Source organism: Enterobacter sp. NFIX58 (genome assembly GCF_900110475.1).
In the GTDB taxonomy this organism is placed as follows: Bacteria; Pseudomonadota; Gammaproteobacteria; order Enterobacterales; family Enterobacteriaceae; genus Enterobacter; species Enterobacter quasiroggenkampii.
Genome location: NZ_FODW01000001.1, coordinates 584,140 through 609,763, shown reverse-complemented (window position 1 = coordinate 609,763; position 25,624 = coordinate 584,140). Strand labels below are relative to the sequence as shown.

At 57.2% G+C, this 25,624-nt stretch carries 28 protein-coding genes; 17 read left to right on the top strand and 11 right to left on the bottom strand.

What is annotated here, in order from left to right:
* Nucleotides 1-54: 54 nt before the first annotated feature.
* On the top strand, nucleotides 55-729 hold the full coding sequence (locus BMW97_RS02980; RefSeq protein ID WP_045910520.1) for a DUF3313 domain-containing protein: 675 nt from the start codon (nucleotides 55-57) through the stop codon (nucleotides 727-729).
* A 39-nt stretch (nucleotides 730-768) separates the two neighbouring features.
* Here the strand turns inward: BMW97_RS02980 and BMW97_RS02975 are convergent, their stop codons facing one another.
* On the bottom strand, nucleotides 769-1,665 hold the full coding sequence (locus BMW97_RS02975; protein ID WP_090392521.1) for a DMT family transporter: 897 nt from the start codon (nucleotides 1,663-1,665) through the stop codon (nucleotides 769-771).
* A gap of 173 nt (nucleotides 1,666-1,838) precedes the next feature.
* On the opposite strand from BMW97_RS02975, the gene BMW97_RS02970 reads away from it, so the two are divergent.
* Complete coding sequence (locus BMW97_RS02970) at nucleotides 1,839-2,711, top strand: helix-turn-helix transcriptional regulator (protein WP_045910521.1); 873 nt, start codon at nucleotides 1,839-1,841, stop codon at nucleotides 2,709-2,711.
* On the opposite strand, the gene BMW97_RS02965 is transcribed toward BMW97_RS02970, so the two are convergent.
* The gene (locus BMW97_RS02965) at nucleotides 2,691-3,857 is read right to left on the bottom strand and encodes a benzoate/H(+) symporter BenE family transporter (protein WP_045910522.1); all 1,167 of its coding nucleotides are present in this window, start codon (nucleotides 3,855-3,857) and stop codon (nucleotides 2,691-2,693) included. The genes BMW97_RS02970 and BMW97_RS02965 overlap by 21 nt on opposite strands.
* Before the next feature lie 92 nt (nucleotides 3,858-3,949).
* Between BMW97_RS02965 and BMW97_RS02960 the strand changes: the two genes are divergently transcribed.
* Together BMW97_RS02960 and BMW97_RS02955 are read left to right on the top strand one after the other, a co-directional pair.
* Complete coding sequence (locus BMW97_RS02960) at nucleotides 3,950-4,477, top strand: helix-turn-helix domain-containing protein (protein WP_045910523.1); 528 nt, start codon at nucleotides 3,950-3,952, stop codon at nucleotides 4,475-4,477.
* An 80-nt stretch (nucleotides 4,478-4,557) separates the two neighbouring features.
* A complete protein-coding gene (locus BMW97_RS02955; RefSeq protein WP_045910524.1) occupies nucleotides 4,558-6,522 on the top strand; it encodes a peptidase U32 family protein in 1,965 nt (654 codons plus the stop codon).
* Here BMW97_RS02955 and BMW97_RS02950 read toward each other — a convergent pair whose 3' ends face one another.
* The 3 genes from BMW97_RS02950 to ftrA all read right to left on the bottom strand — a co-directional run bounded on the left by BMW97_RS02950 (nucleotide 6,523) and on the right by ftrA (nucleotide 8,621).
* On the bottom strand, nucleotides 6,523-6,753 hold the full coding sequence (locus BMW97_RS02950) for a DUF2554 family protein (RefSeq protein WP_045910627.1): 231 nt from the start codon (nucleotides 6,751-6,753) through the stop codon (nucleotides 6,523-6,525).
* A 290-nt stretch (nucleotides 6,754-7,043) separates the two neighbouring features.
* Nucleotides 7,044-7,580 (bottom strand): dihydrofolate reductase family protein, encoded by a 537-nt coding sequence (locus tag BMW97_RS02945; protein ID WP_090392690.1) that lies wholly within the window; start codon nucleotides 7,578-7,580, stop codon nucleotides 7,044-7,046.
* A gap of 33 nt (nucleotides 7,581-7,613) precedes the next feature.
* Nucleotides 7,614-8,621 (bottom strand): transcriptional regulator FtrA, encoded by a 1,008-nt coding sequence (gene ftrA, locus BMW97_RS02940; protein ID WP_045910525.1) that lies wholly within the window; start codon nucleotides 8,619-8,621, stop codon nucleotides 7,614-7,616.
* A 73-nt stretch (nucleotides 8,622-8,694) separates the two neighbouring features.
* Here ftrA and BMW97_RS02935 point away from each other — a divergent pair, with 73 nt between their 5' ends.
* The 8 genes from BMW97_RS02935 (at nucleotide 8,695) to zinT (ending at nucleotide 16,713) form a co-directional block, all read left to right on the top strand.
* The gene (locus BMW97_RS02935; RefSeq protein ID WP_008502248.1) at nucleotides 8,695-9,108 is read left to right on the top strand and encodes a rhodanese-like domain-containing protein; all 414 of its coding nucleotides are present in this window, start codon (nucleotides 8,695-8,697) and stop codon (nucleotides 9,106-9,108) included.
* A gap of 156 nt (nucleotides 9,109-9,264) precedes the next feature.
* A complete protein-coding gene (locus BMW97_RS02930) occupies nucleotides 9,265-10,368 on the top strand; it encodes a cobalamin-independent methionine synthase II family protein (RefSeq protein WP_045910526.1) in 1,104 nt (367 codons plus the stop codon).
* A 202-nt stretch (nucleotides 10,369-10,570) separates the two neighbouring features.
* Complete coding sequence (gene urtA / locus BMW97_RS02925; RefSeq protein WP_023618714.1) at nucleotides 10,571-11,842, top strand: urea ABC transporter substrate-binding protein; 1,272 nt, start codon at nucleotides 10,571-10,573, stop codon at nucleotides 11,840-11,842.
* A 24-nt stretch (nucleotides 11,843-11,866) separates the two neighbouring features.
* Nucleotides 11,867-13,441 (top strand): urea ABC transporter permease subunit UrtB, encoded by a 1,575-nt coding sequence (urtB, locus tag BMW97_RS02920; protein ID WP_045910527.1) that lies wholly within the window; start codon nucleotides 11,867-11,869, stop codon nucleotides 13,439-13,441.
* On the top strand, nucleotides 13,441-14,514 hold the full coding sequence (urtC, locus tag BMW97_RS02915; protein ID WP_045910528.1) for an urea ABC transporter permease subunit UrtC: 1,074 nt from the start codon (nucleotides 13,441-13,443) through the stop codon (nucleotides 14,512-14,514). Before urtB ends, urtC begins: the two co-directional genes overlap by 1 nt.
* Entirely contained in the window at nucleotides 14,514-15,311 is a 798-nt protein-coding gene (urtD, locus tag BMW97_RS02910) for an urea ABC transporter ATP-binding protein UrtD (RefSeq protein ID WP_045910529.1), read from the top strand. The genes urtC and urtD overlap by 1 nt, the downstream gene beginning before the upstream one ends.
* Nucleotides 15,312-15,320: 9 nt before the next feature.
* Nucleotides 15,321-16,019 carry an urea ABC transporter ATP-binding subunit UrtE gene (gene urtE / locus BMW97_RS02905; protein ID WP_045910530.1) on the top strand — a complete coding sequence of 233 codons (699 nt, stop codon included), beginning with the start codon at nucleotides 15,321-15,323 and terminating at the stop codon, nucleotides 16,017-16,019.
* A 52-nt stretch (nucleotides 16,020-16,071) separates the two neighbouring features.
* Nucleotides 16,072-16,713, top strand: a complete 642-nt coding sequence (gene zinT, locus BMW97_RS02900; protein WP_045910531.1) for a metal-binding protein ZinT — start codon at nucleotides 16,072-16,074, stop codon at nucleotides 16,711-16,713.
* Nucleotides 16,714-16,759: 46 nt separating this feature from the next.
* On the opposite strand, the gene ydeE is transcribed toward zinT, so the two are convergent.
* Nucleotides 16,760-17,977 carry an efflux MFS transporter YdeE gene (gene ydeE / locus BMW97_RS02895; protein ID WP_045910532.1) on the bottom strand — a complete coding sequence of 406 codons (1,218 nt, stop codon included), beginning with the start codon at nucleotides 17,975-17,977 and terminating at the stop codon, nucleotides 16,760-16,762.
* A gap of 194 nt (nucleotides 17,978-18,171) precedes the next feature.
* On the opposite strand from ydeE, the gene eamA reads away from it, so the two are divergent.
* Nucleotides 18,172-19,077, top strand: coding sequence for an O-acetylserine/cysteine exporter (gene eamA, locus BMW97_RS02890; RefSeq protein ID WP_021242508.1), 906 nt, complete (start codon nucleotides 18,172-18,174; stop codon nucleotides 19,075-19,077).
* A gap of 32 nt (nucleotides 19,078-19,109) precedes the next feature.
* On the opposite strand, the gene marB is transcribed toward eamA, so the two are convergent.
* From marB to marR, 3 genes are read right to left on the bottom strand one after another with little or no spacing between them, the layout of a single operon-like run.
* Complete coding sequence (gene marB, locus BMW97_RS02885) at nucleotides 19,110-19,328, bottom strand: multiple antibiotic resistance protein MarB (RefSeq protein ID WP_008502238.1); 219 nt, start codon at nucleotides 19,326-19,328, stop codon at nucleotides 19,110-19,112.
* A 33-nt stretch (nucleotides 19,329-19,361) separates the two neighbouring features.
* Nucleotides 19,362-19,742, bottom strand: coding sequence for an MDR efflux pump AcrAB transcriptional activator MarA (gene marA, locus BMW97_RS02880; RefSeq protein WP_008502237.1), 381 nt, complete (start codon nucleotides 19,740-19,742; stop codon nucleotides 19,362-19,364).
* A gap of 22 nt (nucleotides 19,743-19,764) precedes the next feature.
* Nucleotides 19,765-20,199: a multiple antibiotic resistance transcriptional regulator MarR gene (gene marR / locus BMW97_RS02875; protein WP_008502236.1), complete on the bottom strand. Its 435-nt coding sequence runs from the start codon at nucleotides 20,197-20,199 to the stop codon at nucleotides 19,765-19,767.
* A 255-nt stretch (nucleotides 20,200-20,454) separates the two neighbouring features.
* Between marR and BMW97_RS02870 the strand changes: the two genes are divergently transcribed.
* Nucleotides 20,455-21,120: a MarC family NAAT transporter gene (locus tag BMW97_RS02870; RefSeq protein WP_032651801.1), complete on the top strand. Its 666-nt coding sequence runs from the start codon at nucleotides 20,455-20,457 to the stop codon at nucleotides 21,118-21,120.
* A 93-nt stretch (nucleotides 21,121-21,213) separates the two neighbouring features.
* Here the strand turns inward: BMW97_RS02870 and BMW97_RS02865 are convergent, their stop codons facing one another.
* Nucleotides 21,214-22,410 carry a sugar transporter gene (locus BMW97_RS02865; protein ID WP_090392517.1) on the bottom strand — a complete coding sequence of 399 codons (1,197 nt, stop codon included), beginning with the start codon at nucleotides 22,408-22,410 and terminating at the stop codon, nucleotides 21,214-21,216.
* Nucleotides 22,411-22,587: 177 nt separating this feature from the next.
* Here BMW97_RS02865 and BMW97_RS02860 point away from each other — a divergent pair, with 177 nt between their 5' ends.
* From BMW97_RS02860 to BMW97_RS02850, 3 genes are all read left to right on the top strand, one after another.
* A complete protein-coding gene (locus tag BMW97_RS02860) occupies nucleotides 22,588-23,376 on the top strand; it encodes a PhzF family phenazine biosynthesis protein (protein ID WP_045910534.1) in 789 nt (262 codons plus the stop codon).
* A 27-nt stretch (nucleotides 23,377-23,403) separates the two neighbouring features.
* Entirely contained in the window at nucleotides 23,404-24,195 is a 792-nt protein-coding gene (locus BMW97_RS02855; protein ID WP_024908451.1) for a PhzF family phenazine biosynthesis protein, read from the top strand.
* Nucleotides 24,196-24,286: 91 nt separating this feature from the next.
* Entirely contained in the window at nucleotides 24,287-24,769 is a 483-nt protein-coding gene (locus tag BMW97_RS02850; protein ID WP_024908460.1) for a GNAT family N-acetyltransferase, read from the top strand.
* Here the strand turns inward: BMW97_RS02850 and BMW97_RS02845 are convergent.
* Nucleotides 24,723-25,601: a putrescine utilization regulator PtrR gene (locus BMW97_RS02845; protein ID WP_032674777.1), complete on the bottom strand. Its 879-nt coding sequence runs from the start codon at nucleotides 25,599-25,601 to the stop codon at nucleotides 24,723-24,725. The genes BMW97_RS02850 and BMW97_RS02845 overlap by 47 nt on opposite strands.
* Nucleotides 25,602-25,624 lie beyond the last annotated feature (23 nt).

The window sequence follows — 25,624 nt, the reverse complement described above, 5'->3', positions numbered from 1 at the left end:
CCGTCTTTTGCTATAACTTCAAATGCATACTTGCAGATAACATGGAAAACTATCATGCGTACTCAAACTTTTTTTAAAGTTGCAGTGCTTACTGGTCTGTTGGCGTTGGCGGGCTGTTCTTCAAAAGTCGCCGCTCCAGAACAATACTCCGGCTTTTTAAAAGACTACTCAGGCTTGCAGCAGACAACGTCTGCGACGGGTAAACCAACGCTGCGTTGGGTTGATCCTTCTTATAATGAGGCTAACTACGACAGTATTCTCTGGACACCGATTACCTATTACCCAACGCCAAAACCGACCACGCAAATTGGTCAAAAAACGCTTGATGAGTTGTTGAATTACACCAATAACAAAATGAAAACGGCGATTGGTACGCGTAAGCCGGTTGTGACCACGCCGGGTAAACATAGCCTGATTTTCCGCGGCGCGATTACCGGGGTGAGTTCGCAGAAAGAGGGGCTGCAGTTCTATGAAGTGGTGCCTGTTGCGCTGGTGGTTGCCGGTACGCAGATGGCGACCGGACACCGCACCATGGATACGCATCTCTTCTTTGAAGGCGAGCTGATCGATGCGGCCACCAACAAACCGGTCATGAAGGTGGTACGTAAAGGCGAAGGTAAAGAGCTGAATAACGAAAGCACGCCAATGACCTTTGCGACGCTGAAGCAGGTTGTTGATGATATGGCGACGGATGCCACCATGTTTGATGTGAAAAAGACCGCAAAATAAAATAAAATAAAACGGCCTGCGTAATGCAGGCCTTTTTATTTACGCCATCCGTAAGCGTCTGAACCAGGTTTCCGGTTTGGTAAACATCACCATATTTCCTCCCAGGATCAGCACTAATCCCACGATACCGTTGACATGCCAGACGTCGCCTTCATAGACCGTGGAGATGGAGAGCGCCACCAGCGGAAAGAGCAGCGTGCTGTAGGCCGCTTTGCCTGGGCCAATACGTCCAACCAGCGTGAAGTAGGCGCCAAAAGCAATCACCGAGCCAAACAGTGCCAGATACACCAGCGCGCCGAGATAGCTCACCGTCCATTCCGGCACAAAGCTATCGCCTCTGAACAGCGCAATGCAGCCCATCACCAGCGTGCCATAGAGCATCGCCCAGGCGTTGGTGGTCATGGTTTCCAGGCCTCTGCGCTGATGGCGCATGCTGATCATATTGCCCAGCGAGAAGCCGTAGGTTCCGAGCGCGGAAAGCCCAATACCGGTCAGGAGTGACGCGCTCCAGCCGCTGGCCAGCAAATCGTCCCAGAAGAGGGTGACAATCCCAACCAGCCCCAGTGCCGCCGCCGTCCAGAAACGCGCGGGCGGGCGCTGTCCGAAGAAAATAAAGCTGTTAATGGCGTTATAGAGTACCGCCATGGAGAAGATCACCGACTCCAGCCCGGTATTGATATGTGCCGCTGCCGTGTAAAAACACCAGAAGTTAAAGCAGAAAACACAGCATCCCTGAAGCAGGCAAAAAAGATGATCCCGAAGCGCCAGCGTGCGCAGGCGACGCAGGGCGAGTAACACCACCATCATGGTGAGGCTGGCGACGGCGAAGCGCCAGAAAATCGACACCGGCGCCGCGACGGGGCCCTGCTGCAGGAAAATCGCAATCCAGGTGGTTCCCCAGATAATGACCACGAGTCCATATAATAATGCGTTCATAGTTGTCTCTTCTCAAACCGCGGAAGCCCGCAGTATGGCGCTGAACTGCGTAACGGGCTTTCACCTGCTTGCGGGTGACTTGCAAAATCTTGCGCTTTTTTCTTCCCTGGGGTCTGGCAACGGGGGACAACTCTTTTTAGACTGATATTCCGATCATTCATGCGCTAACGGTTATGTCTCACGCTTACGATACCTTTGAAACGCTTTGCCAACAGAATGCAGTCCTGCGGGAAACCGTCTCGCTGAATTCGGGTATTCAGCTGGCAGCGTGGTACAACAAGCACGACACGATAACCGTTAAAAGTAACCATCACACCCTCAGCCTGTACGTGGCGGACGGCTACGAAAGCTATCAAAAAACGCCGGGCGGCTGGAAGAACGGTGGGGGGCCGGACCGTTTCTGCCTGATGCCCAAAGAGAGCGAATCGACGTGGGACATCCGTGATGACCTGTCGTTTGTGCATCTCTACTGCACCGATGAACACCTGCGCGACGTGGGGGAGAAAATCTGGGACAAGCGACCGCTTTCGCTGACCCTGGACGAGCGCATTTTTGGCAGCGATCCGAAGATCACCACGCTGTATCGCCAGTTTTTACTGGGCTGTGACTGGCAGCAGCACGCCAACCAGCTGACCCTGAGCACGGCCTCCACGCTGCTGCTGACCCATCTGCTGCAAAACTACTCAAACGTGCAGTGGAAGCTGCCGGTTGTCACGGGAGGGTTGTCGCCGTTTGTGCTGCGCAACGTCCTCGCCTTTATCGAAGAGAATCTCGGGCAGCCCCTGACGCTGGCCGAACTGGCGGCGCAGGCTGCCCTCAGCGAATACCATTTTGCCCGCATGTTCCGCCAGTCGACGGGGCTGGCGCCGCATCAGTATGTGATGCAGAGGCGAATGGATAAAGCGAAAGCCCTTGTCCAGCATACGACGACGCCGCTGACGGAGATCGCGCTTGCCTGCGGGTTTAACTCCGCCAGCCACTTCAGCAACCGCTTTCGCAGCGCGACGGGCATGACGCCTTCGCAGCTACGCGCGGCGAGCGCGTGAAAACAGGGCGTAGCATACTCCGCCCAGCATCAGCCCCCAGAATGCCGAACCGATGCCCAGGATTGTCACGCCGCTTGCGGTCATCAGAAATGTGACGATAGCCGCGTCGCGCTCCGCTTCGTGACTCAGCGCCTGATATAAACTCCCGCTGATGGTGCCCAGCAGTGCCAGACCGGCCAGCGTCTGGATCCAGCTGAGCGGCAGCGCGGCCATCAGCCCGGTAATGGAGCCACCGAAAATTCCCGCCAGCAGATAAAACCCTCCCGCAGCGATGGCCGCCAGCCAGCGTTTACCCGCATCCGGGTGAGCATCCGGGCTTTGGCAAATGGCGGCGGTAATGGCCGCAATGCAGATTGAAAAGACGCCAAACGGAGAAAACAGCAGCGCCATTCCCCCCGTAACGATAATGAGCGGTGAGACCGCCAGCGGGTAACCGGAGGCTTTCATCGTGGCGAACCCCGGCGCGTTTTGTGAGGCCATGGTGACCAGGAAGAAGGGCAAGCCAATACTCACCAGGCTGGTGAAGGTGAAGGCGGGCGCAATAAATTCGGGCATCACCAGTGAAAGCGTGAGCTTATCCGTGACAACGTCACCACCGACCCATGCCACCATACCGCCCACCAGGAGCGTGACCACGATGGCATAGCGCGGCGACAGCGCTTTGGCGATCAGCCACGCCGCAATCATGCTGCCGCACAGCAGAAAGTGTCCCTCAAGATGCGCAAACGCGTGGAGGCCAAACTGCAGCAATACCCCGGCCAGCATGGCGGCAGCAAGCGAATGGGGGATCAGCTTCATCAGTCGGGCGAAAAGCCCGGTAACGCCGCAGAGCAAAATAAGCGCGTTCGCAAAGATGAACACGCCAATGGTTTCCGCCAGCGTGACGCCGTGCAGGCTGGTGGCGAGCAGCGCCGCGCCGGGCGTCGACCAGGCGGTAAGTACGGGCGCTTTGTACCACCAGGAGAGCGCCAGCGTGCTGATGCCCATCCCAATCCCCAGCGCGGTCATCCAGCCCGCAATCTGCTGCGCGCTGGCGCCTGCCGCGGCGGCGGCCTGCCAGATGATGGCTGCCGAGCTGGCGTAACCGACCAGTACGGCGACAAATCCAGCCAGTGCGACTGGAATAAGATGAGAGGAAGGGCGCATGAAAACTCCGTTGTGCGTTATAACGTCCGCAGTAAGGTAGCACTGTGCGCTATAGCGTACAAGTGGTATGCTGAATGTCACCAGGAGGGAACATGGACATCACACGACATCTTGCAACCACATTGAAAACGCTGCGCCAGGCACGCGGCTGGAGTTTGTCGAAGCTCGCGGACGAGACCGGCGTGTCAAAGGCAATGCTCGGGCAAATCGAGCGAAATGAATCCAGCCCCACGGTGTCGACGCTGTGGAAAATTGCCACAGGACTGAACGTGCCTTTTTCCGCCTTCATCACGCCTGAGGCGGACCGACAGGCGGTGTTTGACCCGCAGCAGCAGGCGATGGTCGTCAAGCCGCTCTTTCCGTGGGACGAGGCGTTCCGGTTTGATTATTTCTCCATTACCCTGGCCCCCGGCGCCCTGAGTGAATCCACGCCGCATGAGGCGGGGGTGATTGAACATGTGGTGGTGGTCAGCGGCGAGCTGGAGATGAAGCTCGAGGGCAAGTGGCAGACGATCTCTGCCGATTCGGGCGTCCGTTTCGCCGGCGATAAACCGCATGCCTACCGCAACAGCAGCGACCGGACGGTGCATTTTCACTCCCTGATTCATTATCCCCGCTGAGGCTACGCAAAACTGTTTCGCTGACGCAGACTTCTGACTACAATAGCCGCCATTTTGACCATAACGGATAACGACGAAGTATGCGCCTGCAATCCCATCATCTTGAACTTTTAAGCCCGGCCCGTGACGCCGCCATTGCCCGTGAAGCGATCCTTCATGGCGCAGATGCCGTCTACATTGGTGGTCCTGGCTTCGGTGCCCGCCATAACGCCAGCAACAGCCTGAGCGATATTGCTGAACTGGTGCCGTTCGCCCACCGTTTCGGGGCGAAAGTGTTCGTGACCCTGAATACCATTCTTCATGATGATGAGCTGGAGCCTGCGCAACGTCTGATTACCGATCTCTATCAGGCCGGGGTGGATGCCCTGATTGTTCAGGATATGGGCGTGCTGGAGCTGGATATTCCGCCCATTGAACTGCACGCCAGTACCCAGTGTGATATCCGCACGGTAGAGAAGGCGAAGTTTCTCTCTGACGTCGGCTTTTCGCAGATCGTCCTGGCCCGCGAGCTGAACCTGAATCAAATCCGCGATATTCACCAGGCGACAGACGCGACGATTGAATTCTTTATCCACGGCGCGCTGTGCGTCGCCTATTCCGGTCAGTGCAACATTTCCCACGCGCAAACGGGGCGCAGCGCCAACCGCGGCGACTGTTCACAGGCCTGCCGTCTGCCGTATACCCTGAAAGACGATCAGGGCCGCGTCGTGGCATTTGAAAAACACCTGCTCTCGATGAAGGATAACGATCAGACCGCCAACCTGGGCGCGCTGATCGACGCGGGCGTGCGTTCCTTCAAGATTGAAGGGCGCTATAAAGATATGAGCTACGTGAAGAACATCACCGCGCACTATCGCCAGATGCTGGATGCCATTATTGAGGATCGCGGTGACCTGGCGCGCGCGTCGGCCGGTCGTACCGAGCATTTCTTTATTCCGTCGACGGACAAAACGTTCCACCGCGGCAGCACGGACTATTTTGTGAATGCCCGTAAAGGGGATATCGGCGCGTTTGACTCACCGAAGTTTATCGGCTTACCGGTTGGCGAAGTGCTGAAAGTGGCGAAAGATCACCTTGATGTTGCGGTGACGGAGCCGCTGGCGAACGGCGATGGCCTTAACGTGATGATTAAGCGTGAAGTGGTGGGCTTCCGCGCCAACACGGTCGAAAAAACCGGCGAGAACCGCTACCGCGTGTGGCCGAATGAAATGCCGGCCGATCTCTACAAGGCGCGACCGAACGCGGCGCTTAACCGTAACCTCGATCATAACTGGCAGCAGGCGCTGCTGAAAACCTCCAGCGAACGTCGTATCGCGGTGGATATAGAACTGGGCGGCTGGGAAGAGCAGCTGATTCTGACCATGACCTGTGAAGACGGCATCAGCGTAACGCATACGCTTGATGGCCTGTTCGAGGTGGCAAACAACGCGGAGAAAGCGCTCAACAGCCTGAAGGATGGCGTCGCGAAGCTGGGCCAGACGATTTACTACGCCCGCAACGTTGAGATCAACCTGCCGGATGCCCTGTTTGTGCCGAACAGTTTGCTCAACCAGTTCCGCCGTGAAACCGCCGAGATGCTGGATGACGCGCGCCTGGCGAACTACCCACGCGCTAGCCGTAAAGCGGAAGCCGTTCCTGCGCCCGTCTACCCGGATACGCATTTATCCTTCCTGGCCAACGTCTATAACCATAAAGCACGTGAATTTTATCATCGCCACGGCGTGCAGCTGATCGACGCGGCCTATGAAGCGCATGAGGAGAAGGGCGATGTGCCGGTGATGATCACCAAGCACTGCCTCCGTTTCGCGTTTAACCTGTGTCCTAAGCAGGCGAAAGGCAACATCAAGAGCTGGAAGGCTACCCCTATGCAGCTCGTAAACGGTGACGAAGTGCTGACCCTTAAATTTGACTGCCGTCCGTGCGAAATGCATGTGATTGGCAAGATGAAAAACCACATCTTCAAAATGCCGCAGCCCGGCAGTATTGTGGCGTCCGTCAGTCCGGACGATCTGATGAAAACGCTGCCAAAACGCAAGGGCAGCTAATTACCGAACGTGCGTGTCCGGTTTGCGCGATTTCTGCCACAGGTGGTGTTCGCGCAAACCTTCCGCCGACTCCTCCGCCGCACTTCGCAATTCATCGCTGTCGGCTTCATGACGCAGCTGATGCTCCACATTCTTTACCCACAGATATTCATGTCCTTTGTGCCCGGCCATAAGCTGGCCTGAAAAGAGGGCACAGATCAGCATCACGAGAGATAAACCTTTTTTAACCATGAAGTCACCGCCGAATAACATTGCGGCTTGATCATGCCGATTATTTATTATGGTTATTATTCAAAACTTCAAATTAGCGCAAAGGAAATGTCAAAGAGTATGATTTCGGGCGCGCTGCAGCAGGTTAAAAAGGCTGTTTAACCTTCGTTAAGACAACGGATGTTAGGTTGTATGGGATCCGCAGCCCGGCCATGTCGTGTCGGGACGTAGAGACCAAAATACAAATCTATCCATGCAAGCATTTACCGCCATTTTTGGCGGTTTTTTTTTGCGCAGTGTCTACCGTGGTTTTACGGCATCAGTCGGTAGTGCGACTGCACCAGACCCGAAGGGAAGCTGCGGCTGGAGACCAGTGTCAAGTCGATATCCCCGGGCAGGGCGCCAAACAGTGATTTACCCGAGCCGAGCAGGACAGGAACGGTCGTGATCACCATATCGGCGACCAGTCCTTCCCGCAGAAACGACTGTATCACCTGCCCACCATCGAGATAGACGCGATGGACGTTCTGCATCGCCAGATCGTCGAGCACCTCCTTTGGCGTGAGGCCGGAAAACTGTACTTTTCCCCTCAGTGCGTCGGGCACGGGCGTGTCGGCCAGCCGTCGGGAGAGGACCAGCACGGGCCGGTCATAGGGCCAGGTGTCAAAAGTCAGCACCTTCTCATAGCTCCCCCGGCCCATAACGATCCACTCTTTGTCCGCGATGAACGCCGCGTAGCCATGATCCTCAGTCGGGTCATCGCGCTGCAGCAGCCACTCGATATCGTCATTGTGTCTGGCGATGTAGCCATCAAGACTGGTTGCGATAAAAACGTGTGTGGTGACCATCTGGTGCTCCGTATTAACCATAAAACTAACGCCTCAGCGGGCAGTACCGGAATGAGAAAATTGTTTACGGTACTGGGCCGGGGAAATTGCGAACTGCTGGCGAAAATGATGACGCAGCGTCGATGCCTGGCCAAACCCGGTCTGTTCCGCGATGCTGTCGATGCTTAAACGGCTGCTTTCCAGATAATCTTTCGCCCGCAGCAAGCGCTCATTGAGTAACCAGCGGGCAGGCGTCGTTCCCGTTGCCGCTTCGAAGCGACGAAGAAACGTGCGCTGACTCATACCGACGCGGCGCGCCAGCGAGTCGACGCTGTGCGGCTCGGTAAGATGCGTGTGCAGAAAATCAAACAGCTGACCAAGGCGCTGGCTTTCGCGCAGCTGCGCCACCGGGCGACTCAGCTGTTGCGGCTGAGAGCCATCCCGATGAGGGGGAATGACCAGCCGACGCGCCACGCTGTTGGCGGTTTCCATCCCATAATCTCTTCGTACAACGTGAAGGCAGAGATCGATTCCCGCCGCGCTGCCTGCGGAAGTCAGTATATCGCCTTCATCCTGGTAGAGCACATCCTCGACCACGTCGATGTCAGGAAAGCGGGTTTTTAGCGTCTCGATGTAGCGCCAGTGCGTCGTGGCTTTACGTCCGTTCAGCAGCCCCGAGGCGGCCAGCACAAATACGCCCGAGCAGATGGAGAGCAGCTGACAGCCTCGCGCGCTGGCCTGACGTAATGCGTTGCAGAGCGCGTCCGGCACCGGCGAGTCCAGCCCCCGCCAGCCCGGCACCACGATCAGATCGGCAGACTCAAGCAGGGAGAGATCGCCATCGGTAATGATACGGATCCCGCCTGTCGCCCGAAGCTCTCCGCTGTCAACGCTTGCCACGGCAAAACGATACCAGTCGTCGCCCAACTCGGGGCGCGGCAGGCCGAAGATTTCCACCGCCACCCCAAACTCAAAGGTACACAGACCGTCATACGCCAGCACCACAACCTTCGGTCGGGCAATCTGTCTTAACGTTGTCATCTTTTTGCTGTTTTCTGGCATAAGCGAGCGCATTCACGGGCTGAATTTGTGGATAGAGTAGTGTTAACACAAACGCCAAAGATGAGGAAGGATCATGAGCTATGTTACTGAATTTCCGGCTGCCGAGCCGCAGGAAGCCGTTACCCATTTCCTGCGCCGCCTGAGCGTCGAAACCGACTGCGCCGATGTGCATCATGCCATCACGCATAATGAGCAGGACTTTGTTTTATTGCACGTTGTGGGAAGCCCGGAGCAGTTTGCCCGTCGCCATGTGCCGGGCGCTCTGCATATGCCGTGGAGCCAGATGACCGCTGAGCGCATGGCCCAATGGCCTGAAGGGACGCTGTTCGTCGTCTACTGCGCAGGGCCGCACTGTAACGGCGCGGACAGAGCCGCGCTGAAGCTGGCGCGTCTCGGTCTGCCGGTCAAAATCATGCTCGGTGGGATCACCGGCTGGGAAGATGAACGCTACGCGTTTGCCAGCGAGGCGTCCGTCGCCGCGCTGTGAAGATGAATTTTTTTCAACACCCGTGAAATTTTCTCGTTTGCCGGCACCGGTGAGGTATGACATTGTTTTTGGACATTTAGACATCCAGAAGTCTAAAACTTCAAATGATGAATTATCACTGCGGGCAATTATTGCCGGCAGACTGAGGAGATTTCCATGCAACGACACCACGCCCCGTTCCGCGCCGATGTAGTCGGCAGTTTTTTACGCCCGGATGCCATCAAGCAGGCTCGCCTGAAATTTGCCAGCGGTGAGATTGATGCCGGGCAGCTTCGCGCGGTAGAGGATGAGGCCATTCGCCACGTCGTCGAGCAGCAGTGTGCGTGCGGCCTGCATGTGGTGACCGACGGTGAGTTTCGTCGTGCCTGGTGGCACTTCGACTTCTTCGACGGTCTTCAGGGCGTTGAGCGTTATGATTCGCAGCAGGGCATTCAGTTTAACGGCGTGCAAACCAAAGCCCACGGCGTGCGCGTCACCGGCAAGCTGGGCTTTGGCGAGCATCCGATGCTGGAAGACTTTCGCTATCTGAAAAGCATCAGCGGGAACGCCCAGCCGAAAATGACCATTCCCAGCCCGAGCGTGCTGCATTTCCGCGGCGGTCGCAAAGACATTGATGCGACCGTCTATCCGGACCTGAACGTCTATTTTGACGATCTGGCCACCACCTGGCGCGACGCCATTCGGGCCTTCTACGATGCGGGCTGCCGTTATCTGCAGCTGGATGACACCGTCTGGGCCTATCTCTGCTCGGACGATCAGCGCCGTCAGATCCGCGAGCGCGGCGACGACGCCGATGAGCTGGCGCGCATCTATGCCCGCGTGCTGAACAAGGCGCTGGAGGGCAAGCCGGACGACCTGACCATCGGGCTGCACGTCTGTCGCGGCAATTTCCGCTCCACCTGGATTTCCGAGGGCGGCTACGAGCCGGTAGCGGAAGTGCTGTTCGGAACCGTCAACGTTGACGCCTTCTTCCTCGAATATGATAACGACCGCAGCGGGGATTTTGCGCCATTGCGCTTTGTCCGCCCGGGCAAGCAGCAGGTGGTGCTGGGTCTTATTACCACAAAAAACGGCGAGCTGGAGAACCCGGAGGGGATTAAAGCCCGTCTGGAAGAGGCGGCGAAATACGTGGCGAAAGAGCAAATTTGCCTTAGCCCGCAGTGCGGCTTTGCCTCTACCGAAGAGGGCAACAGCCTGAGCGAATCCCAGCAGTGGGACAAAGTCCGTCTGGTCACGCAGATCGCCAGCGAAGTCTGGTAAAACCTTCCTCCTCAGCGCTGCATTATAAAAGTGCAGCGCTGTGCCATTGTGAGACGTTCTCTTTACATCCGGCGTTCCCCTCCCAGAAATAGCGCTATCTCCATTCTGGCATTCTTTTTGCTCCTGCTTCGCTGACACATTTTTTCCGCGTCCACGCCGTAACGGACGTTTTCGCACAGCGTTCTTTTTCAGGAGTGAAAATATGCACCGTCGTACTTTACTAAAAGCCTTCGCGTTGTCAGCGTCCGTCGTGGCGATGGGGATGAGTTTTGGCGCGCAGGCGGCCGATACCATCAAAGTGGGGATCATGCATTCTCTTTCCGGCACGATGGCTATCTCCGAGACCCCGCTAAAAGATGTTGCCCTGATGACCATCGACGAGATCAACGCCAAAGGCGGCGTGCTGGGTAAGAAACTGGAGCCGGTGGTGGTGGATCCGGCCTCAAACTGGCCGCTGTTTGCCGAGAAGGCCCGTCAGCTGCTGAGCCAGGATAAAGTGGCGGTGGTATTCGGCTGCTGGACCTCGGTTTCGCGCAAATCCGTACTGCCAGTCTTTGAGGAACTGAACGGCCTGCTTTTCTATCCGGTGCAGTATGAGGGCGAGGAAATGTCGCCAAACGTCTTCTATACCGGCGCGGCGCCGAACCAGCAGGCGATCCCGGCGGTGGAATACCTGATGAGCGAAGACGGCGGCGCGGCGAAACGCTTCTTCCTGCTGGGAACCGATTACGTCTATCCGCGCACCACCAACAAGATCCTGCGCGCGTTCCTGCATTCGAAAGGGGTGGAGGATAAGGATATTGAAGAGGTGTATACCCCATTTGGTCATAGCGACTACCAGACCATCGTCGCCAACATCAAAAAATTCTCTGCGGGCGGCAAAACCGCCGTGGTGTCGACCATCAATGGCGACTCCAACGTACCGTTCTACAAAGAGCTGGCTAACCAGGGGCTGAAAGCGACCGATGTGCCGGTGGTGGCCTTCTCCGTCGGTGAAGAAGAGCTGCGCGGGATCGACACCAAACCGCTGGTGGGTAACCTGGCGGCGTGGAACTACTTTGAGTCCGTCGATAATCCGACTAACCAGGCGTTCGTGGCGGATTACAAAGCCTATGCGAAGGCGCACAAGCTGCCGAACGCCGACACCGTGGTGACCAACGACCCGATGGAAGCGACTTACGTGGGGATTCATATGTGGGCGCAGGCGGTGGAAAAAGCAGGCACAACCGATGTGGACAAAGTGCGTGCGGCGATGGCCGGTCAGTCCTTTAAGGCGCCGTCAGGCTTTACGCTCACCATGGATGCCACCAACCATCATCTGCATAAGCCGGTCATGATCGGTGAAATCGAAGGCAACGGTCAGTTTAACGTGGTGTGGCAGACCGAACAGCCGGTACGCGCCCAGCCGTGGAGTCCGTTCATCGCCGGGAATGACAAAAAGCCCGACCAGCCGATGAAAACCGCCAGTAACTAAGCCATCACCGCAGGGAGAAACGTCATGAACGCCATGCGCCTGTTCATCGCTCTTGTATGGCTTTCCGGACTGCTGCCAGGGATGGTGCAGGCATCGGATGCCGATCGTTTTGTTGCCGCCAGCCGCAGCCAGCAGGCGGATTTGTTGACGCAGTGGGCCGCCGCGCCGGATGCGTCAAGAGTGCCGCTCCTTGAGGCGCTGCAAAAAGAAAATCTCTACGTCGATACGCAAAAGCACGCCTTTGCACAACGCGATGGCAACGTCATCCCGCTGGGGGAAAGCCAGACGGCAGAGGGCCCAACCAAAGCCGTTCGTCTGACGAACCGGCTGCGCGTGCTGGCTGCGACCGCCATCGCCACGCATCAGCTGGTGAGTGACAGTGTCACCGAAAGGCGGGAGGCGGCGCGTCAGCTGCAGCGCGATGCCCGGCCCGACATGCTCGCTTTTCTGGAAAAGCGAGTGAGCGATGAAACGGATGCCGTGGCGCGTCAGGCGCTGCTGCTGGCGGTCGCGAATCTCCAGCTGGCAAGCCCGCAGGCCGAGGTGCGCCGCAAGGCCGTGGCGTTGTTAGGCCAGTCCGACGATCCGGACGTACAGTCCAGACTCACCCCGTTTACCCAGCCACAGACGGAGCCGGATAGCGGCGTTCGCGCGGCCGCAGATGAGAGTCTTAGCCAGATCCAGCACCGACTGATGTGGGGCGATCTACTGGGCCAGGCGTTTATGGGGCTGTCCCTCGGATCGGTACTGCTGCTGGCCGCGCTGGGGCTGGCTATCACCTACGGCCTGCTGGGCGTGATTAACATGGCCCACGGCGAGATGCTGATGCTGGGGGCATATGCCACCTGGATGGTGCAGCAGGCGATGGCCGGGCTTGCGCCCCAGTGGCTGGCGCTCTATCCCGTTATCGCCTTGCCGGTCGCGTTCTGCCTGACGGCGGGCATTGGAATGGTGCTGGAGCGCACGGTGATCCGTCATCTGTACGGTCGTCCGCTGGAAACGCTGCTGGCGACGTGGGGCATCAGCCTGATGCTTATCCAACTGGTGCGCATGACCTTTGGCGCCCAGAACCTCGAGGTGGCGAACCCGGCATGGCTCTCCGGCGGGGTGCAGGTTTTTGCCAACCTGACGCTGCCGTGGAACCGCATTGTGGTGCTGGGCTTCGTGCTGCTGGTGCTGTTCTTCACCTGGCTCATTCTGAATAAAACCCGTCTGGGGCTCAACGTGCGGGCGGTGACGCAAAACCGCAGCATGGCCGCCTGCTGCGGGGTACCGACAGGGCGCATCGATATGCTGGCGTTCGGGCTTGGCTCAGGGATTGCGGGGTTAGGCGGCGTGGCGCTATCGCAGCTGGGTAACGTCGGGCCGGAGCTGGGCCAGGGCTATATTATCGACTCCTTCCTTGTGGTGGTGCTCGGAGGCGTAGGCCAGCTGGCAGGCAGCGTGGCCGCGGCGTTTGGTCTGGGCATTTTCAATAAAATTCTTGAACCGCAGATGGGGGCGGTGCTGGGCAAGATCGTGATTCTGGTGGCGATCGTGCTGTTTATTCAGAAACGCCCGCAGGGACTGTTTGCGCTGAAAGGGAGGGTAATTGACTGATGAGCCAGCCGCTGACCTTAACGCTGGCGCGCAAAGCGCCACGCACAACGCAACTTGCAGGCAGCCTGCTGGTGGTGTGTCTGCTGATATTGCCGTTTTTCGCCTTACTGCCTGCGACGCATCCGCTGGCGCTGTCGACCTGGATGCTGACGCTGATTGGCAAGATCCTCTGCTATGCCATCGTTGCGGTGGCGCTGGATCTGGTGTGGGGCTATGCCGGAATGCTGTCGCTTGGGCACGGGATCTTCTTCGCGCTGGGCGGCTACGCGATGGGCATGTACCTGATGCGCCAGGCTGCAGGTGACGGTCTGCCTGCGTTTATGTCGTTTCTCTCCTGGAGCGAACTGCCATGGTTCTGGTGGGGCACCCAGCATTTTGCCTGGGCGCTGGTGCTGATTGTGCTGGTGCCGGGGCTGCTGGCGCTGGTATTTGGCTGGTTTGCCTTCCGCTCGAAGATCAAAGGGGTCTATTTCTCGATTATGACCCAGGCGCTGACCTATGCCGGGATGCTGCTGTTCTTTCGCAACGAAACCGGCTTTGGCGGCAATAACGGCTTTACCGGCTTCACCACGCTGCTCGGGTTTTCAGTAACGGAAACGACGACCCGTATCGCGCTGTTTCTGGCCACCGTGCTGTTGCTGCTCCTGGCCCTGGGCACAGGGTTTGCGCTGGCGAAGAGCAAGTTTGGCCGCATTCTGACCGCCGTTCGCGACGCCGAAAACCGGCTGACGTTTTGCGGCTACGATCCGCGCGGGTTCAAGCTGCTGGTGTGGACGCTCTCTGCTGTACTGTGCGGTCTGGCGGGGGCGCTCTATGTGCCGCAGGTGGGCATTATCAACCCGGGCGAAATGTCGCCGACAAACTCGATAGAGGCCGCCATCTGGGTGGCGCTGGGTGGGCGCGGCACGCTGGTGGGGCCGGTGATTGGCGCGGCGCTGGTGAACGGGGCGAAAAGTTTCTTCACCGTCGCGATGCCGGAATACTGGCAGCTGTTTCTGGGGCTGATTTTTATCGCCGTTACGCTGTTTTTACCGCGCGGCGTCTACGGACTGTTTCGTAAGGGAGAAAAATAATGCAGCCAGCCGAAGGGTTATTCACCCGCCAGCTACCCGGCGATCGTTACCGGGACCAGACTGACCCTGTACTTCAGCTTGAATCCATTAACGTCAATTTTGATGGTTTTCAGGCCCTGACCGATCTCTCGCTGAATATCGGCGTGGGCGAGCTGCGCTGCGTGATCGGTCCCAATGGGGCGGGTAAAACCACGCTGATGGACGTCATCACCGGCAAAACGCGGCCAAAGAGCGGCAGGGCGATTTACGATCAGTCCATCGACCTGACCGCGCTGGAGCCTGCGGCCATCGCCCGCCAGGGCATCGGGCGTAAATTCCAGAAGCCCACGGTTTTTGAAGCGCTGACGGTGTGGGAAAACCTGGAGATCGCTATGAAAACCGATAAATCCGTCTGGGCGAGCCTGCGAGCAAAACTCAACGGCGAGCAGCGCGACCGCATTGACGAGATGCTGGTTTTGCTGCGCCTTAGCGCGGAGCGCGACCGACGGGCCGGGCTGCTTTCCCACGGGCAGAAACAGTTCCTGGAGATCGGCATGCTGCTGGTGCAGGACCCGCATCTCCTGCTGCTGGATGAACCCGCCGCCGGAATGACCGACGCGGAAACGGAATACACCGCAGAGCTGTTCAAAACGCTGGCAGGCAAACACTCCCTGATGGTGGTGGAGCACGATATGGGCTTTGTTGAAACCATCGCCGACCATGTGACCGTGCTGCATCAGGGGCGGGTGCTGGCGGAAGGATCGCTTCGCGAAGTTCAGGCCAACGAGCAGGTGATTGAGGTCTATCTGGGACGTTAAGGAGAGGGAATGTTACAGGTCAACGAACTGAATCAGTATTACGGCGGCAGTCATATCCTGCGCGGCGTGAGCTTTGAGGCCGTCACCGGCGAAGTCACCTGTCTGCTGGGTCGCAACGGCGTGGGGAAAACCACGCTGTTGAAGTGTCTGATGGGGCTGATCCCGGCGAAAACCGGGGAGGTCATCTGGCAGGGAAAAACGATCACCCACAGTAAACCGCACCAGCGGGTACAGTCTGGCGTGGCGTATGTCCCGCAGGGACGGGAGATTTTCCCGCGCCTGACCGTGGAGGAGAACCTCCAGATGGGACTGTCGCGATTTTCCGCCCGCGAGGCGAAGCAGGTACCGGAGGAGATCTGGCAGCTGTTCCCGGTGCTCAAAGAGATGAAGCATCGTCGCGGGGGTGATCTCTCCGGCGGGCAGCAGCAGCAACTGGCGATTGGGCGCGCGCTGGCGAGCCGTCCGCAGCTGCTGATCCTGGATGAACCGACCGAAGGCATACAGCCTTCCGTTATTAAAGAGATCGGCCACGTGATCCGTACCCTGGCAAACAGAGGTGACATGGCGATCCTGCTGGTGGAGCAGTTTTACGACTTTGCCGCCGAGCTGGCCGACAGCTATCTGCTGATGTCCCGCGGCACCATTATTCAGCGCGGGCGGGGCGAAAACATGGAGCAGGAGGGCGTGCGCGGCCTGGTTGCGATCTGAAATGTTATAATATAACATTCTTATTCTTATAAAACGGAATGAGGGCGTTACTTTGGCTGCACATATTGGAAAATTTGCCATGACTCTGGGAGCGCTGCTGGTCAGCGGCCAGCTGTTTGCTCACTCGCACGGCCATCAGATGACCGAAGCGGAACAGAAGGCGGCGAACGGCGTGTTTGAGGATAAAGACGTGAAGGACAGAACGCTGTCTGACTGGGACGGCACCTGGCAGTCGGTCTATCCGTTCCTGCTCGATGGTTCGCTGGATCCGGTCTTTAAGCAGAAAGCGCAGAAGGATAAAAGCAAATCCTTTGATGAGGTGAAAGCCTACTACCGCACGGGATATGCGACGGACGTGGATGCCATCGGCATCGAAAATAACGTGATGGAATTCCATCAGGGCAAAGCGGTCAGCCGGTGTCAGTATGATTACAGCGGCTACAAAATTCTGACCTACGCGTCAGGTAAGAAAGGCGTTCGCTATCTGTTTGAGTGTAAGGACGTCGCTAGCAAGGCGCCGAAGTTCGTGCAGTTTAGCGACCATACCATCGGACCGAAGGCCTCGTCTCACTTCCATATCTTCATGGGCAACACTTCTCAGGAGGCGCTGCTGAAAGAGATGGACAACTGGCCGACCTATTACCCGAACGAGATGTATAAAGAGCAGGTGGTGGAGGAGATGTTGCACCACTAGTTTTTTGCTTTTGCCGGGGGGCGGCTTCGCCTTACCCGGCCTACGATTAGGGTTTTGTAGGTCGGGTAAGCGCAGCGCCACCCGACACGCTATCTTCACTTTTCACGCTCATCCCGCGCAAAATCATCAGCCAGGCCATGGCGATGGCGACCATCATGATCACAAACAAGGACCAGTGCGGCAGGTTGGTCAGGATGATACCGGTGATCATCGGGTTTGCCGCCGCGCCGAGCCAACCCAGCGCCTGCGCGGAGAAATAGCTCGCTTTCATACCCGGTGGCGCAATGTTGTCGATCAGCATGTATTCACCCGGCGCATAGATAATCTCGCCCAGCGTGAAAATGGCGGCAGCGATGCCCCAGTAAACCAGGTTTTCCCCGGAGAGCATAAAGCCGCCCAGTCCCACGATAAAAAACAGAGTGGCAAGGGTCATCAGCGGGCGGATATTGCTGGCTGAGATTTTGCGGCCCAGCGCATATTGCAGCGTCACCACCACGGCAGCGTTGACCGGGAGCACCACGGCCACCACCTTTTCGGCGAAATCACTGTCCGCATGTGCGGCCAGAACGTATTGCGAAATACAGCTCGCGAACGATCCACCCACGTAGGACGCCAGCAGGCCAGAGAGCGTGTACCAGAACAGTGCGCGGTCTTTCAGCAAGACCGACGGCTGCCAGGGCGTCTTCTCCTCTGCGGTATCTAACGCCACGCTTTTTTGCACAAAGAAATGGATAAAGCCCAGCGGCAGGGCGGCACAGAAGGCTGCCAGCCAGAACGGCAGCTGCAGGCTGTACATCACCAGCAGGGTGCCAATCGGCGGGCCGACCGTCCAGCCAATGTTCAGGAAGCTGTAGTTCAGCGAGAAGACCCGCGCCTTCTGGCTGGACGTCAGTACGTCGGAGAACCAGGCTTTCAGCACCGTCGAAAAGACGGAGTAGGCGCAGTTAATCAGCGCAAAGAACAGCACCACCAGCGTAACGTTATTGACCAGCGGGATCGCCACAAAGCCGGCGATAAACGCCACAATCGCGATCAGCATGTAGCGTTTTTTATCAAACTTATCGGCCAGAATGCCAAATCCCAGGCTGAATACCACGCCAATGGTCAGCGCCACGGTCAGGGCATAACCAATATTCTCGACGCTCATGCTGTAGACGCGCGTGAGATAGATGGTCATGAACGGCAGCGTTGCCCCTCTACCGATGGTTAACAACAATGACGATGCCAGCAGCGCTGCGGTTGAGCGCCTGAGAGATGGTTTCATATTCCTGCCCGACAGTTGCTTATGCTTTTATTAGATGTGTGTTAACAGGATTACCATGACATAAGGGGCTTGTATAGCACCTGATTTATCCCTAAGTGCTTCAGCTGCCTGCCAGAAATAATGATCTTCTCGTGACGTACTTTTTTCTGTTACCTTGAAGTGTTAACAAATTATTAATAATTCAGGGGCGGGATATGACGCGGAAAGACGGGCTGCTGGCATTGCTGGTGGTCGTAGTATGGGGGCTCAACTTTGTGGTCATTAAGCTGGGGCTGCATAACATGCCGCCGCTGATGCTGGCCGGTTTACGCTTTATGCTGGTCGCTTTCCCGGCCATCTTTTTTGTGGCGCGTCCAAAGATCCCCTTTAAACTGCTGCTGGGCTACGGTCTGACCATTAGCTTTGGCCAGTTCGCGTTTCTCTTTTGCGCCATCAAGTTCGGTATGCCGGCGGGTCTTGCCTCGCTGGTGTTACAGGCGCAGGCGTTCTTTACCATTATTCTCGGCGCATTTGTGTTTGGCGAGCGTCTGCAGGGCAAACAGCTGGCGGGGATCACCCTGGCGGTGTTCGGCGTGCTGGTGCTGATCGAGGCCAGCCTGAATGGTCAGCATGTGGCGCTGCTCGGGTTTATGTTGACGCTGGCGGCAGGGCTGAGCTGGGCCTGCGGGAATATCTTCAACAAGCTGATTATGCAGCACGAGGCGCGCCCGGCGGTGATGTCGCTGGTGGTGTGGAGCGCACTGATCCCGGTTATTCCGTTTCTGCTGGCGTCGAGTATTCTGGACGGTCCGGCGGTGATGCTGAACAGTCTGGTCGACATCGATATGACCACGATCCTGTCTCTCGTCTATCTGGCCTTTGTCGCCACCATTGTGGGCTACGGGATCTGGGGATCTCTGCTGGGGCGGTATGAGACCTGGCGCGTCGCGCCGTTATCTCTGCTGGTGCCGGTGGTAGGACTTGCCAGTGCGGCGATATTGCTGGATGAAACGCTAAGCGCGCTGCAGCTGTTGGGTGCCGTGCTGATCATGGCCGGGCTGTACATTAACGTGTTTGGTCTGCGGGTTCGTCGGACGACGCGGGTAAGCGAAAAGGCATAAAAAAAGCCCCGCATCTGCGGGGCAAAAACGAATCAGAAGCCGTGCTGATTATAATAAGGCACGCCTAATTCGTCGGATTTGTCGCTACCAGCACCCATGTGGTTGAAATCATAAGGCGACTGGTCATGTGCTGACGGCAAAATCATCGTATCAGGATTATTTTGCTGCGTTGCACGAGGGGTTTGCTCCGCGAAGGTCTGGCTGGAGAACAGCACCAGCAAGGCGAGGGCGGCGGAGGCGATAACTTTCATGATTTCCTCGGTTACGTCTGTTACAGGCGATGATTAACTACAGTGTTTTAACGGATACAGGTATCGGGATTCGCCCGGCACGCTGGTGATTCGGTACTTATGAGGCGGCACGTCAAAATAGTTCTTGAACGTACGCGTCAGGGTTTGCTGTGATTCAAATCCGTAACGCTCCGCCAGATAAAGGATCGGCTCATTGCTTTCTTTCAGTTTCTGGGCAATTTCCGTCAGCTTGCGGCTGCGAATATATTGACCTAATGAATGACCGGTCTCTTTTTTGAACATCCGTTGCAGGTGCCATTTGGAGTAACCCGAACGCTCTGACACTTTTTCAAGGGAGAGCGGCGATTCCAGGTTATCCTCGATCCAGTCCAAAATGCTATGAATGGTGATAGCGTCAGTATTGCGTCTGGACATCGTCATACCTCTTTTTTTCTGTTTACGGCAGGATTTTCTTCAGCAGAAGCTCAAGGGTTGCCACTTCATCTGCCGTTAAGTTTTTTGTTAGTTCCTGATGCAGTGTTTGTCCTACTAATTGATGACATTGCTCGCACATGGCCGCGCCATCGCTGGTTAGCTTCACCAGTACGCCGCGTTTGTCATTCGGGTTAGGGCTTCGTTCTATCCATCCTTTGCAGACGAGACGATCGAGCATGCGGGTTAACGCACCCAGATCGACAGAGAGCACCTTTTTCAGCTCAACCGGCGTGATACACACTTCGCAGCGAATGGAACACAGCACTTTGAACTGTGTTGCGGTGATATCCAGCGGTGACAGGTAGTCATTGAGCAGGCGATCTTTTTTCTGATTGACCATATGAATAAGACGACCCAGCGGAACAACGTCGTTAAAGATATCACTGGTGCTTTTCACAATGGTTGCCCTGGCAAGTAGTTAGTCACGGCAGATATTATTGCTCAGGCAAGTATAAGTCAACTGAATGAATCAGCCGATGCCACGAATTGCTAAAACGTTTCATGAACTTTTTTTGAGGTCTTTCAAATCATAGAGATAACTGACAGTTATCTTTTCTGAAGGAAAATAATCGTTACGTTGCCCCCATGGCTGAATGTCACACTTTCCCCCTATAATTGCTGTGTTAAATATGGATAAGGACGACAACGCACTATGTTGGATTTAATTAAAGCAATCAGCCTTGGGCTGGTGGTCTTGCTGCCGTTGGCTAACCCGTTAACGACGGTGGCGCTTTTCCTCGGGTTGGCAGGGAACATGAACAGCGCAGAGCGCAACCATCAGTCGATGATGGCCTCGGTGTATGTGTTTGCCATCATGATGGTGGCTTATTACGCCGGACAGGTGGTGATGAATACCTTCGGGATTTCCATCCCTGGTCTGCGTATCGCCGGGGGGCTGATTGTGGCCTTTATTGGTTTCCGCATGTTGTTCCCGGCGCAAAAAGCGCATGAGTCGCCGGAAGCGACCAGCAAATCGGAAGAGCTGGAAACCGAACCGAGTGCGAATATCGCCTTTGTGCCGATTGCCATGCCGAGCACGGCGGGGCCGGGGACCATCGCGATGATCATCAGCTCCGCGTCAACGGTGCGTGACAGCGCAACTTTCCCGGACTGGGTACTGACGGTTGCGCCACCGCTGATTTTTGCGATTATCGGTCTTATCGTGTGGGTGTCGCTGCGCAGCTCCGGCGCCATTATGCGCTGGGTAGGTAAGGGCGGTATCGAGGCAATTTCCCGTCTGATGGGCTTCTTACTGGTCTGTATGGGCGTGCAGTTTATTATTAACGGCGTGCTGGAGATTATTAAGACCTATCATTAAGTTCATTGCCGGGTGGCGCTGCGCTTACCCGGCCTACAAATCGTAATAACGTAGGCCGGGTAAGGCGAAGCCGCCACCCGGCACCAACAACCCTCACCCGTGCTGCCCCTGTTCCTCCAGCGCCACCGGCCACTTACGGAAGATGAGTACCGACCAGATCAGCGCCACCAGGGCCGGAATAGCCCCCAGATAGCCAATCGCCGACATCGACACGTGCAGGATGACATGATTTCCCACCAGCGCCCCCGCGCCAATGCCCAGATTGAAAATCCCCGAGAACAGCGACATGGCGACGTCCGTCGCATCCGGCGCCAGGGCCAGCACCTTCACCTGCATACCCAGGCCAATAATCATGATCGCCACGCCCCAGAACAGGCTGAGGATCGCCAGATGGCTTTCACTGCCCGCGGCGGGCATCAATAACAGCAGACAGCCCAGCAGCAGGCCGATGGCGCTGCTCACCAGCAGGGAGGCGTGCCGGTTACCCAGCTTGCCAAACAGCACGCTGCCGATAATGCCCGCGCCGCCGAGGATCAGCAGTAAGACGGTGGCAAAGTTGGCGCTAAAGCCCGCCACCACCTGCACAAACGGTTCAATATAGCTGTACGCCGTGTAGTGGGCCGTCACGACGATTACAGTCAGCAGGTAGATGCTCAGCAGCGCAGGGCGACGCATCAGCAGCGGCAAGCTTTTCAGCGAGCCGGAATGTTCGCTCGGCAGCGCGGGCAGCAGTTTAATCAGGCATAACAGCGTCGCCAGCGCGCCCATACCGATGGCGAAGAAGGTCGTGCGCCAGCCGAAGTATTGCCCCACGATGCGGCCGATTGGCAGACCCAGCACCATCGCCAGTGCGGTACCGGTGGCAATCAGGCCCAGCGCCTGGGCGCGTTTACCCGCCGGCGCCAGGCGAATCGCTAGCGACGCGGTAATCGACCAGAACACCGCATGGGCAAAGGCGATGCCGATTCGGCTCATGACCAGCACCGTAAAATTCCACGCCATAAACGACAGCACATGGCTCGCAATGAACAAGACAAACAGACCGATCAGCAGCCTGCGCCGCTCCATCTGGCTGGTCAGCAGCATAAACGGCAAAGACATCAGTGCCACCACCCAGGCGTAGATGGTCAACATAATGCCCACCTGCGCCGTTTCCATCTGGAAACTGTCAGCGATGTCAGACAATAGCCCAACCGGCACAAATTCTGTGGTATTAAAAATAAACGCGGCAACTGCCAGCGTGACCACGCGTAGCCACGCGACCCTGCGGGAAACTGTGTTCGTTGTCATAGGGATGTCTGAGATTCGTTGCTGAAAAGAGGAGGAGACGATCTTAAAACGTCGAACGGCGAAAACTCAACCATTATGTGACGCAGATCTCAATATTTACCTTATGAAAGCGGTAGCCGGGGACGCTGTTTTCATTGAATATAAAAGAACAACACAATAAAAACAGGCGGTAAGACAATGCAGGAGATTGATTTTTATCTGGTCGATGCGTTCAGCGATACCACGTTTGGCGGTAATCCGGCCGCCGTGTGCCCGCTGAAAGCATGGTTACCCGATGAGATCTTGCTGAAGATGGCGCAGCAGCATAATCAGTCGGAAACGGCGTTTTTCGTCTGCAGCAAAGGGGGCATTGAGCTACGCTGGTTTACCACGCTTAGCGAAGTCAATCTCTGCGGTCACGCTACGCTGGCGGCGGCGCACGTACTGTTTACCGAGCTGGATTACCCGGACGCGCGGATCCATTTTGATACCGCCTCTGGCCGCCTGACGGTCACCCGGGAGGGGGACTGGATGACGCTGGACTTCCCGGCATGCCCAATCCATGAAGAAACGCCTCCGCCGGAAATGCTTTCGGCGCTGGGTATCAGCCGCTACGTTGAAGCCCGGAAAGGGCGCGCCTGGGTCATCGTTCTGGAAAATCGCCAGCAGGTCGAGGCCCTCGCCCCGGACTTTTCGGCGATGACGCCGGGCGAGCATAAGGTGAGCGTGACGGCGCGCGGTGAGGGGGAATACGATTTTGTCAGCCGCTTTTTCTCCCCCGGCGTTTCCGTACCGGAAGATCCGGTCACCGGCTCCGCGCACACCATGCTAATTCCCTGGTGGAGCGAAAAATTGGGGAAAACAGCCATGCTTGCCCGTCAGGTTTCCGCGCGCGGCGGCGACGTGCGCTGTGAACTGAAAGGCTCGCGCGTGCTGATGAGCGGACAGGCTTCACTTTATCTGAAAGGCACAGTTTTTCTGCGCTAAATACCCATAACAAGAGAGGAAGAGACAATGCAGGAAATTGATTTTTATCTGGTGGATGCCTTCAGCGACAAAACCTTTGGCGGCAACGCGGCAGCGGTATGTCCTCTGGAAGAGTGGCTGCCGGACGAGACGCTGCTCAAAATGGCGCAGCAGCATAACCAGTCTGAAACCGCCTTTTTCGTCCGTACCGACGGTGGGTTTGAGCTGCGCTGGTTTACCACGCTGGATGAAATTAACCTGTGCGGCCATGCCACGCTTGCCGCATCGCACGTTATTTTCGAATACCTTGACTATCCGCACACTGAAATCACCTTCACCACGCGCTTCGTGGGCGAGCTGACGGTTAAACGCAGCGGCGACTGGCTGACGCTGAACTTCCCCGCGTGGTCAACGGAGGTGGTCGAGAACCCACCTGCGCTGCTGTTTAGCGGTCTGGGCATCACAGAGGCAAAAGAGGTGCGCGTTGGACGTGATTACCTGGTGGTGCTGGAGAGCCAGCAGCAGGTAGAAGCGTTAACGCCGGATATTGGGGCAATGCTTCCGCTGGATAAAATGATCTGCGTGACGGCGCCGGGCGATAAATATGACTTCGTCAGCCGCTTTTTCTGCCCGGGCGAAGGGGTGCCCGAAGATCCGGTTACCGGATCTGCCCACAGCATGCTGATCCCTTACTGGAGCGAAAAGCTGGGTAAAACGTCACTCAATGCCCGCCAGGTGTCACACCGTGGCGGGGATCTGCGCTGCGAATTGAAGGGCGACCGCGTGCTGATCGGCGGTCAGGCCACCCTGTATCTGAAAGGGCGTGTTTTTTTGCGCTAACAGGGCGGAGCGATAAGTTAATACTATGAAGCACCCTGGCAGGCCTGCGCTATGTTGAAATTTAGCCTCATAAAAAAGCAAGGAGCCTGCCATGTATTCCATTACCTCTGAATCTGCACGTCACCCGGACATTCTTAGCCTGATCGCGGCGCTTGACCGCTATCAGAGCGAACTCTATCCCGCTGAAAGTAATCATCTGCTCGATCTGGCTGCGCTGCCGGAAGCCTCGCTGATCCTGATGATCATTCGCGACCAGCAGCTTCAGGCCGTTGGCTGTGGCGCTATCGTGCTCAACGGCGACGGTACGGGCGAGATGAAGCGGGTCTATATTGATCCGGCCCATCGTGGCCAGCATCTGGGAGAGACGCTGCTGGCCGCCCTGGAAGATGAAGCTCTGAGCCGTCATTGCCATACGGTACGGCTGGAGACGGGCATCAAGCAGCATGCCGCGGTGCGTCTTTATGAACAGTGCGGATACGATTTGCGCCCGGCGTTTGCCCCGTACGTTGACGATCCGCTCAGCCTGTTTATGGAGAAGGCGCTGGTTGAAGACGTTCGTTTAGCAGCGCTATAAAGGCCTCCAGCTGGCGGGTCATCGCCCCGCGTCGCCACACCAGCCAGGTGGTGAGCCAGCGCCAGTTTTCTGCCAGCGGCCAGGCTTCCACCTGATGATGTCCAGGCATACTCTCCAGCATCGAGCGCGGCATCAGCGCGATGCCCGCGCCCGCAATAACGCAGGCGAGCATGCCGTGATAGGATTCCATCTCATGAATGCGACCGGGCGCGGCGCGGTCAGCGTGAAACCAGCTCTCCAGGTGTCGGCGATACGAGCAGTTGGCGCGAAAGGCATACACGTCGCTGCCGCTGACCTGCGCGGCGCGCGTCACCTCCACATGCCCGGCAGGCGTGACCAGCATCATCTCTTCCCGGTAGACCGGCATTCCTTCCAGCTCCGGGTGCGACAGCGGCCCGTCGACGAAGGCGGCGCTCAGGGTTCCCTCCAGTACGCCATCAATCATCGTCCCGGATGGCCCGGTCGAAAGGGCAAACTGAATGCGCGGATAGCGCTGGTTAAACTGTGCCAGCGTTTCAGGAATGCGCACGGCGGCAGTACTTTCCAGCGCGCCGAGGGCAAATAAGCCCTGCGGCTCATCCCCCGCGACAACCATGCGCGCTTCATCCACCAGCGCGAGGATCTGCTTGCTGTAGCGCAGGAAGTTATGCCCGGCCGGGGATAAACGCAAACGCTGGTTCTCACGAATAAACAGCTCAACGCCCAGATCGGCTTCCAGCTGGCGGATGCGGGTCGTCAGGTTAGACGGCACGCGATGCACCTTTTGCGCCGCCTGGGTGATACTGCCCGTCAGCGCGACGGCGTTAAACATCTCAAGCTGGGTTAAATCCATAATGTTCTCGTTTCGTGAATAAG

Excerpts from the sequence above, each read along its gene's own strand:
- BMW97_RS02970 (WP_045910521.1), top strand. The coding sequence starts at position 1,839 with ATGTCTCACGCTTACGATACCTTTGAAACGCTTTGCCAACAGAATGCA.
- BMW97_RS02945 (WP_090392690.1), bottom strand. The coding sequence starts at position 7,580 with ATGGTCACCACACACGTTTTTATCGCAACCAGTCTTGATGGCTACATC.
- urtD (WP_045910529.1), top strand. The coding sequence starts at position 14,514 with ATGCAGCCAGCCGAAGGGTTATTCACCCGCCAGCTACCCGGCGATCGT.
- ftrA (WP_045910525.1), bottom strand. The coding sequence starts at position 8,621 with ATGCCAGAAAACAGCAAAAAGATGACAACGTTAAGACAGATTGCCCGA.
- BMW97_RS02960 (WP_045910523.1), top strand. The coding sequence starts at position 3,950 with ATGGACATCACACGACATCTTGCAACCACATTGAAAACGCTGCGCCAG.
- BMW97_RS02930 (WP_045910526.1), top strand. The coding sequence starts at position 9,265 with ATGCAACGACACCACGCCCCGTTCCGCGCCGATGTAGTCGGCAGTTTT.
- eamA (WP_021242508.1), top strand. The coding sequence starts at position 18,172 with ATGACGCGGAAAGACGGGCTGCTGGCATTGCTGGTGGTCGTAGTATGG.
- BMW97_RS02935 (WP_008502248.1), top strand. The coding sequence starts at position 8,695 with ATGAGCTATGTTACTGAATTTCCGGCTGCCGAGCCGCAGGAAGCCGTT.
- BMW97_RS02965 (WP_045910522.1), bottom strand. The coding sequence starts at position 3,857 with ATGCGCCCTTCCTCTCATCTTATTCCAGTCGCACTGGCTGGATTTGTC.
- urtB (WP_045910527.1), top strand. The coding sequence starts at position 11,867 with ATGAACGCCATGCGCCTGTTCATCGCTCTTGTATGGCTTTCCGGACTG.
- ydeE (WP_045910532.1), bottom strand. The coding sequence starts at position 17,977 with ATGAAACCATCTCTCAGGCGCTCAACCGCAGCGCTGCTGGCATCGTCA.
- urtA (WP_023618714.1), top strand. The coding sequence starts at position 10,571 with ATGCACCGTCGTACTTTACTAAAAGCCTTCGCGTTGTCAGCGTCCGTC.
- BMW97_RS02845 (WP_032674777.1), bottom strand. The coding sequence starts at position 25,601 with ATGGATTTAACCCAGCTTGAGATGTTTAACGCCGTCGCGCTGACGGGC.
- marB (WP_008502238.1), bottom strand. The coding sequence starts at position 19,328 with ATGAAAGTTATCGCCTCCGCCGCCCTCGCCTTGCTGGTGCTGTTCTCC.
- BMW97_RS02980 (WP_045910520.1), top strand. The coding sequence starts at position 55 with ATGCGTACTCAAACTTTTTTTAAAGTTGCAGTGCTTACTGGTCTGTTG.
- BMW97_RS02860 (WP_045910534.1), top strand. The coding sequence starts at position 22,588 with ATGCAGGAGATTGATTTTTATCTGGTCGATGCGTTCAGCGATACCACG.
- BMW97_RS02975 (WP_090392521.1), bottom strand. The coding sequence starts at position 1,665 with ATGAACGCATTATTATATGGACTCGTGGTCATTATCTGGGGAACCACC.
- BMW97_RS02950 (WP_045910627.1), bottom strand. The coding sequence starts at position 6,753 with ATGGTTAAAAAAGGTTTATCTCTCGTGATGCTGATCTGTGCCCTCTTT.
- urtE (WP_045910530.1), top strand. The coding sequence starts at position 15,321 with ATGTTACAGGTCAACGAACTGAATCAGTATTACGGCGGCAGTCATATC.
- BMW97_RS02855 (WP_024908451.1), top strand. The coding sequence starts at position 23,404 with ATGCAGGAAATTGATTTTTATCTGGTGGATGCCTTCAGCGACAAAACC.
- BMW97_RS02870 (WP_032651801.1), top strand. The coding sequence starts at position 20,455 with ATGTTGGATTTAATTAAAGCAATCAGCCTTGGGCTGGTGGTCTTGCTG.
- BMW97_RS02955 (WP_045910524.1), top strand. The coding sequence starts at position 4,558 with ATGCGCCTGCAATCCCATCATCTTGAACTTTTAAGCCCGGCCCGTGAC.
- BMW97_RS02865 (WP_090392517.1), bottom strand. The coding sequence starts at position 22,410 with ATGACAACGAACACAGTTTCCCGCAGGGTCGCGTGGCTACGCGTGGTC.
- urtC (WP_045910528.1), top strand. The coding sequence starts at position 13,441 with ATGAGCCAGCCGCTGACCTTAACGCTGGCGCGCAAAGCGCCACGCACA.
- BMW97_RS02850 (WP_024908460.1), top strand. The coding sequence starts at position 24,287 with ATGTATTCCATTACCTCTGAATCTGCACGTCACCCGGACATTCTTAGC.
- marA (WP_008502237.1), bottom strand. The coding sequence starts at position 19,742 with ATGTCCAGACGCAATACTGACGCTATCACCATTCATAGCATTTTGGAC.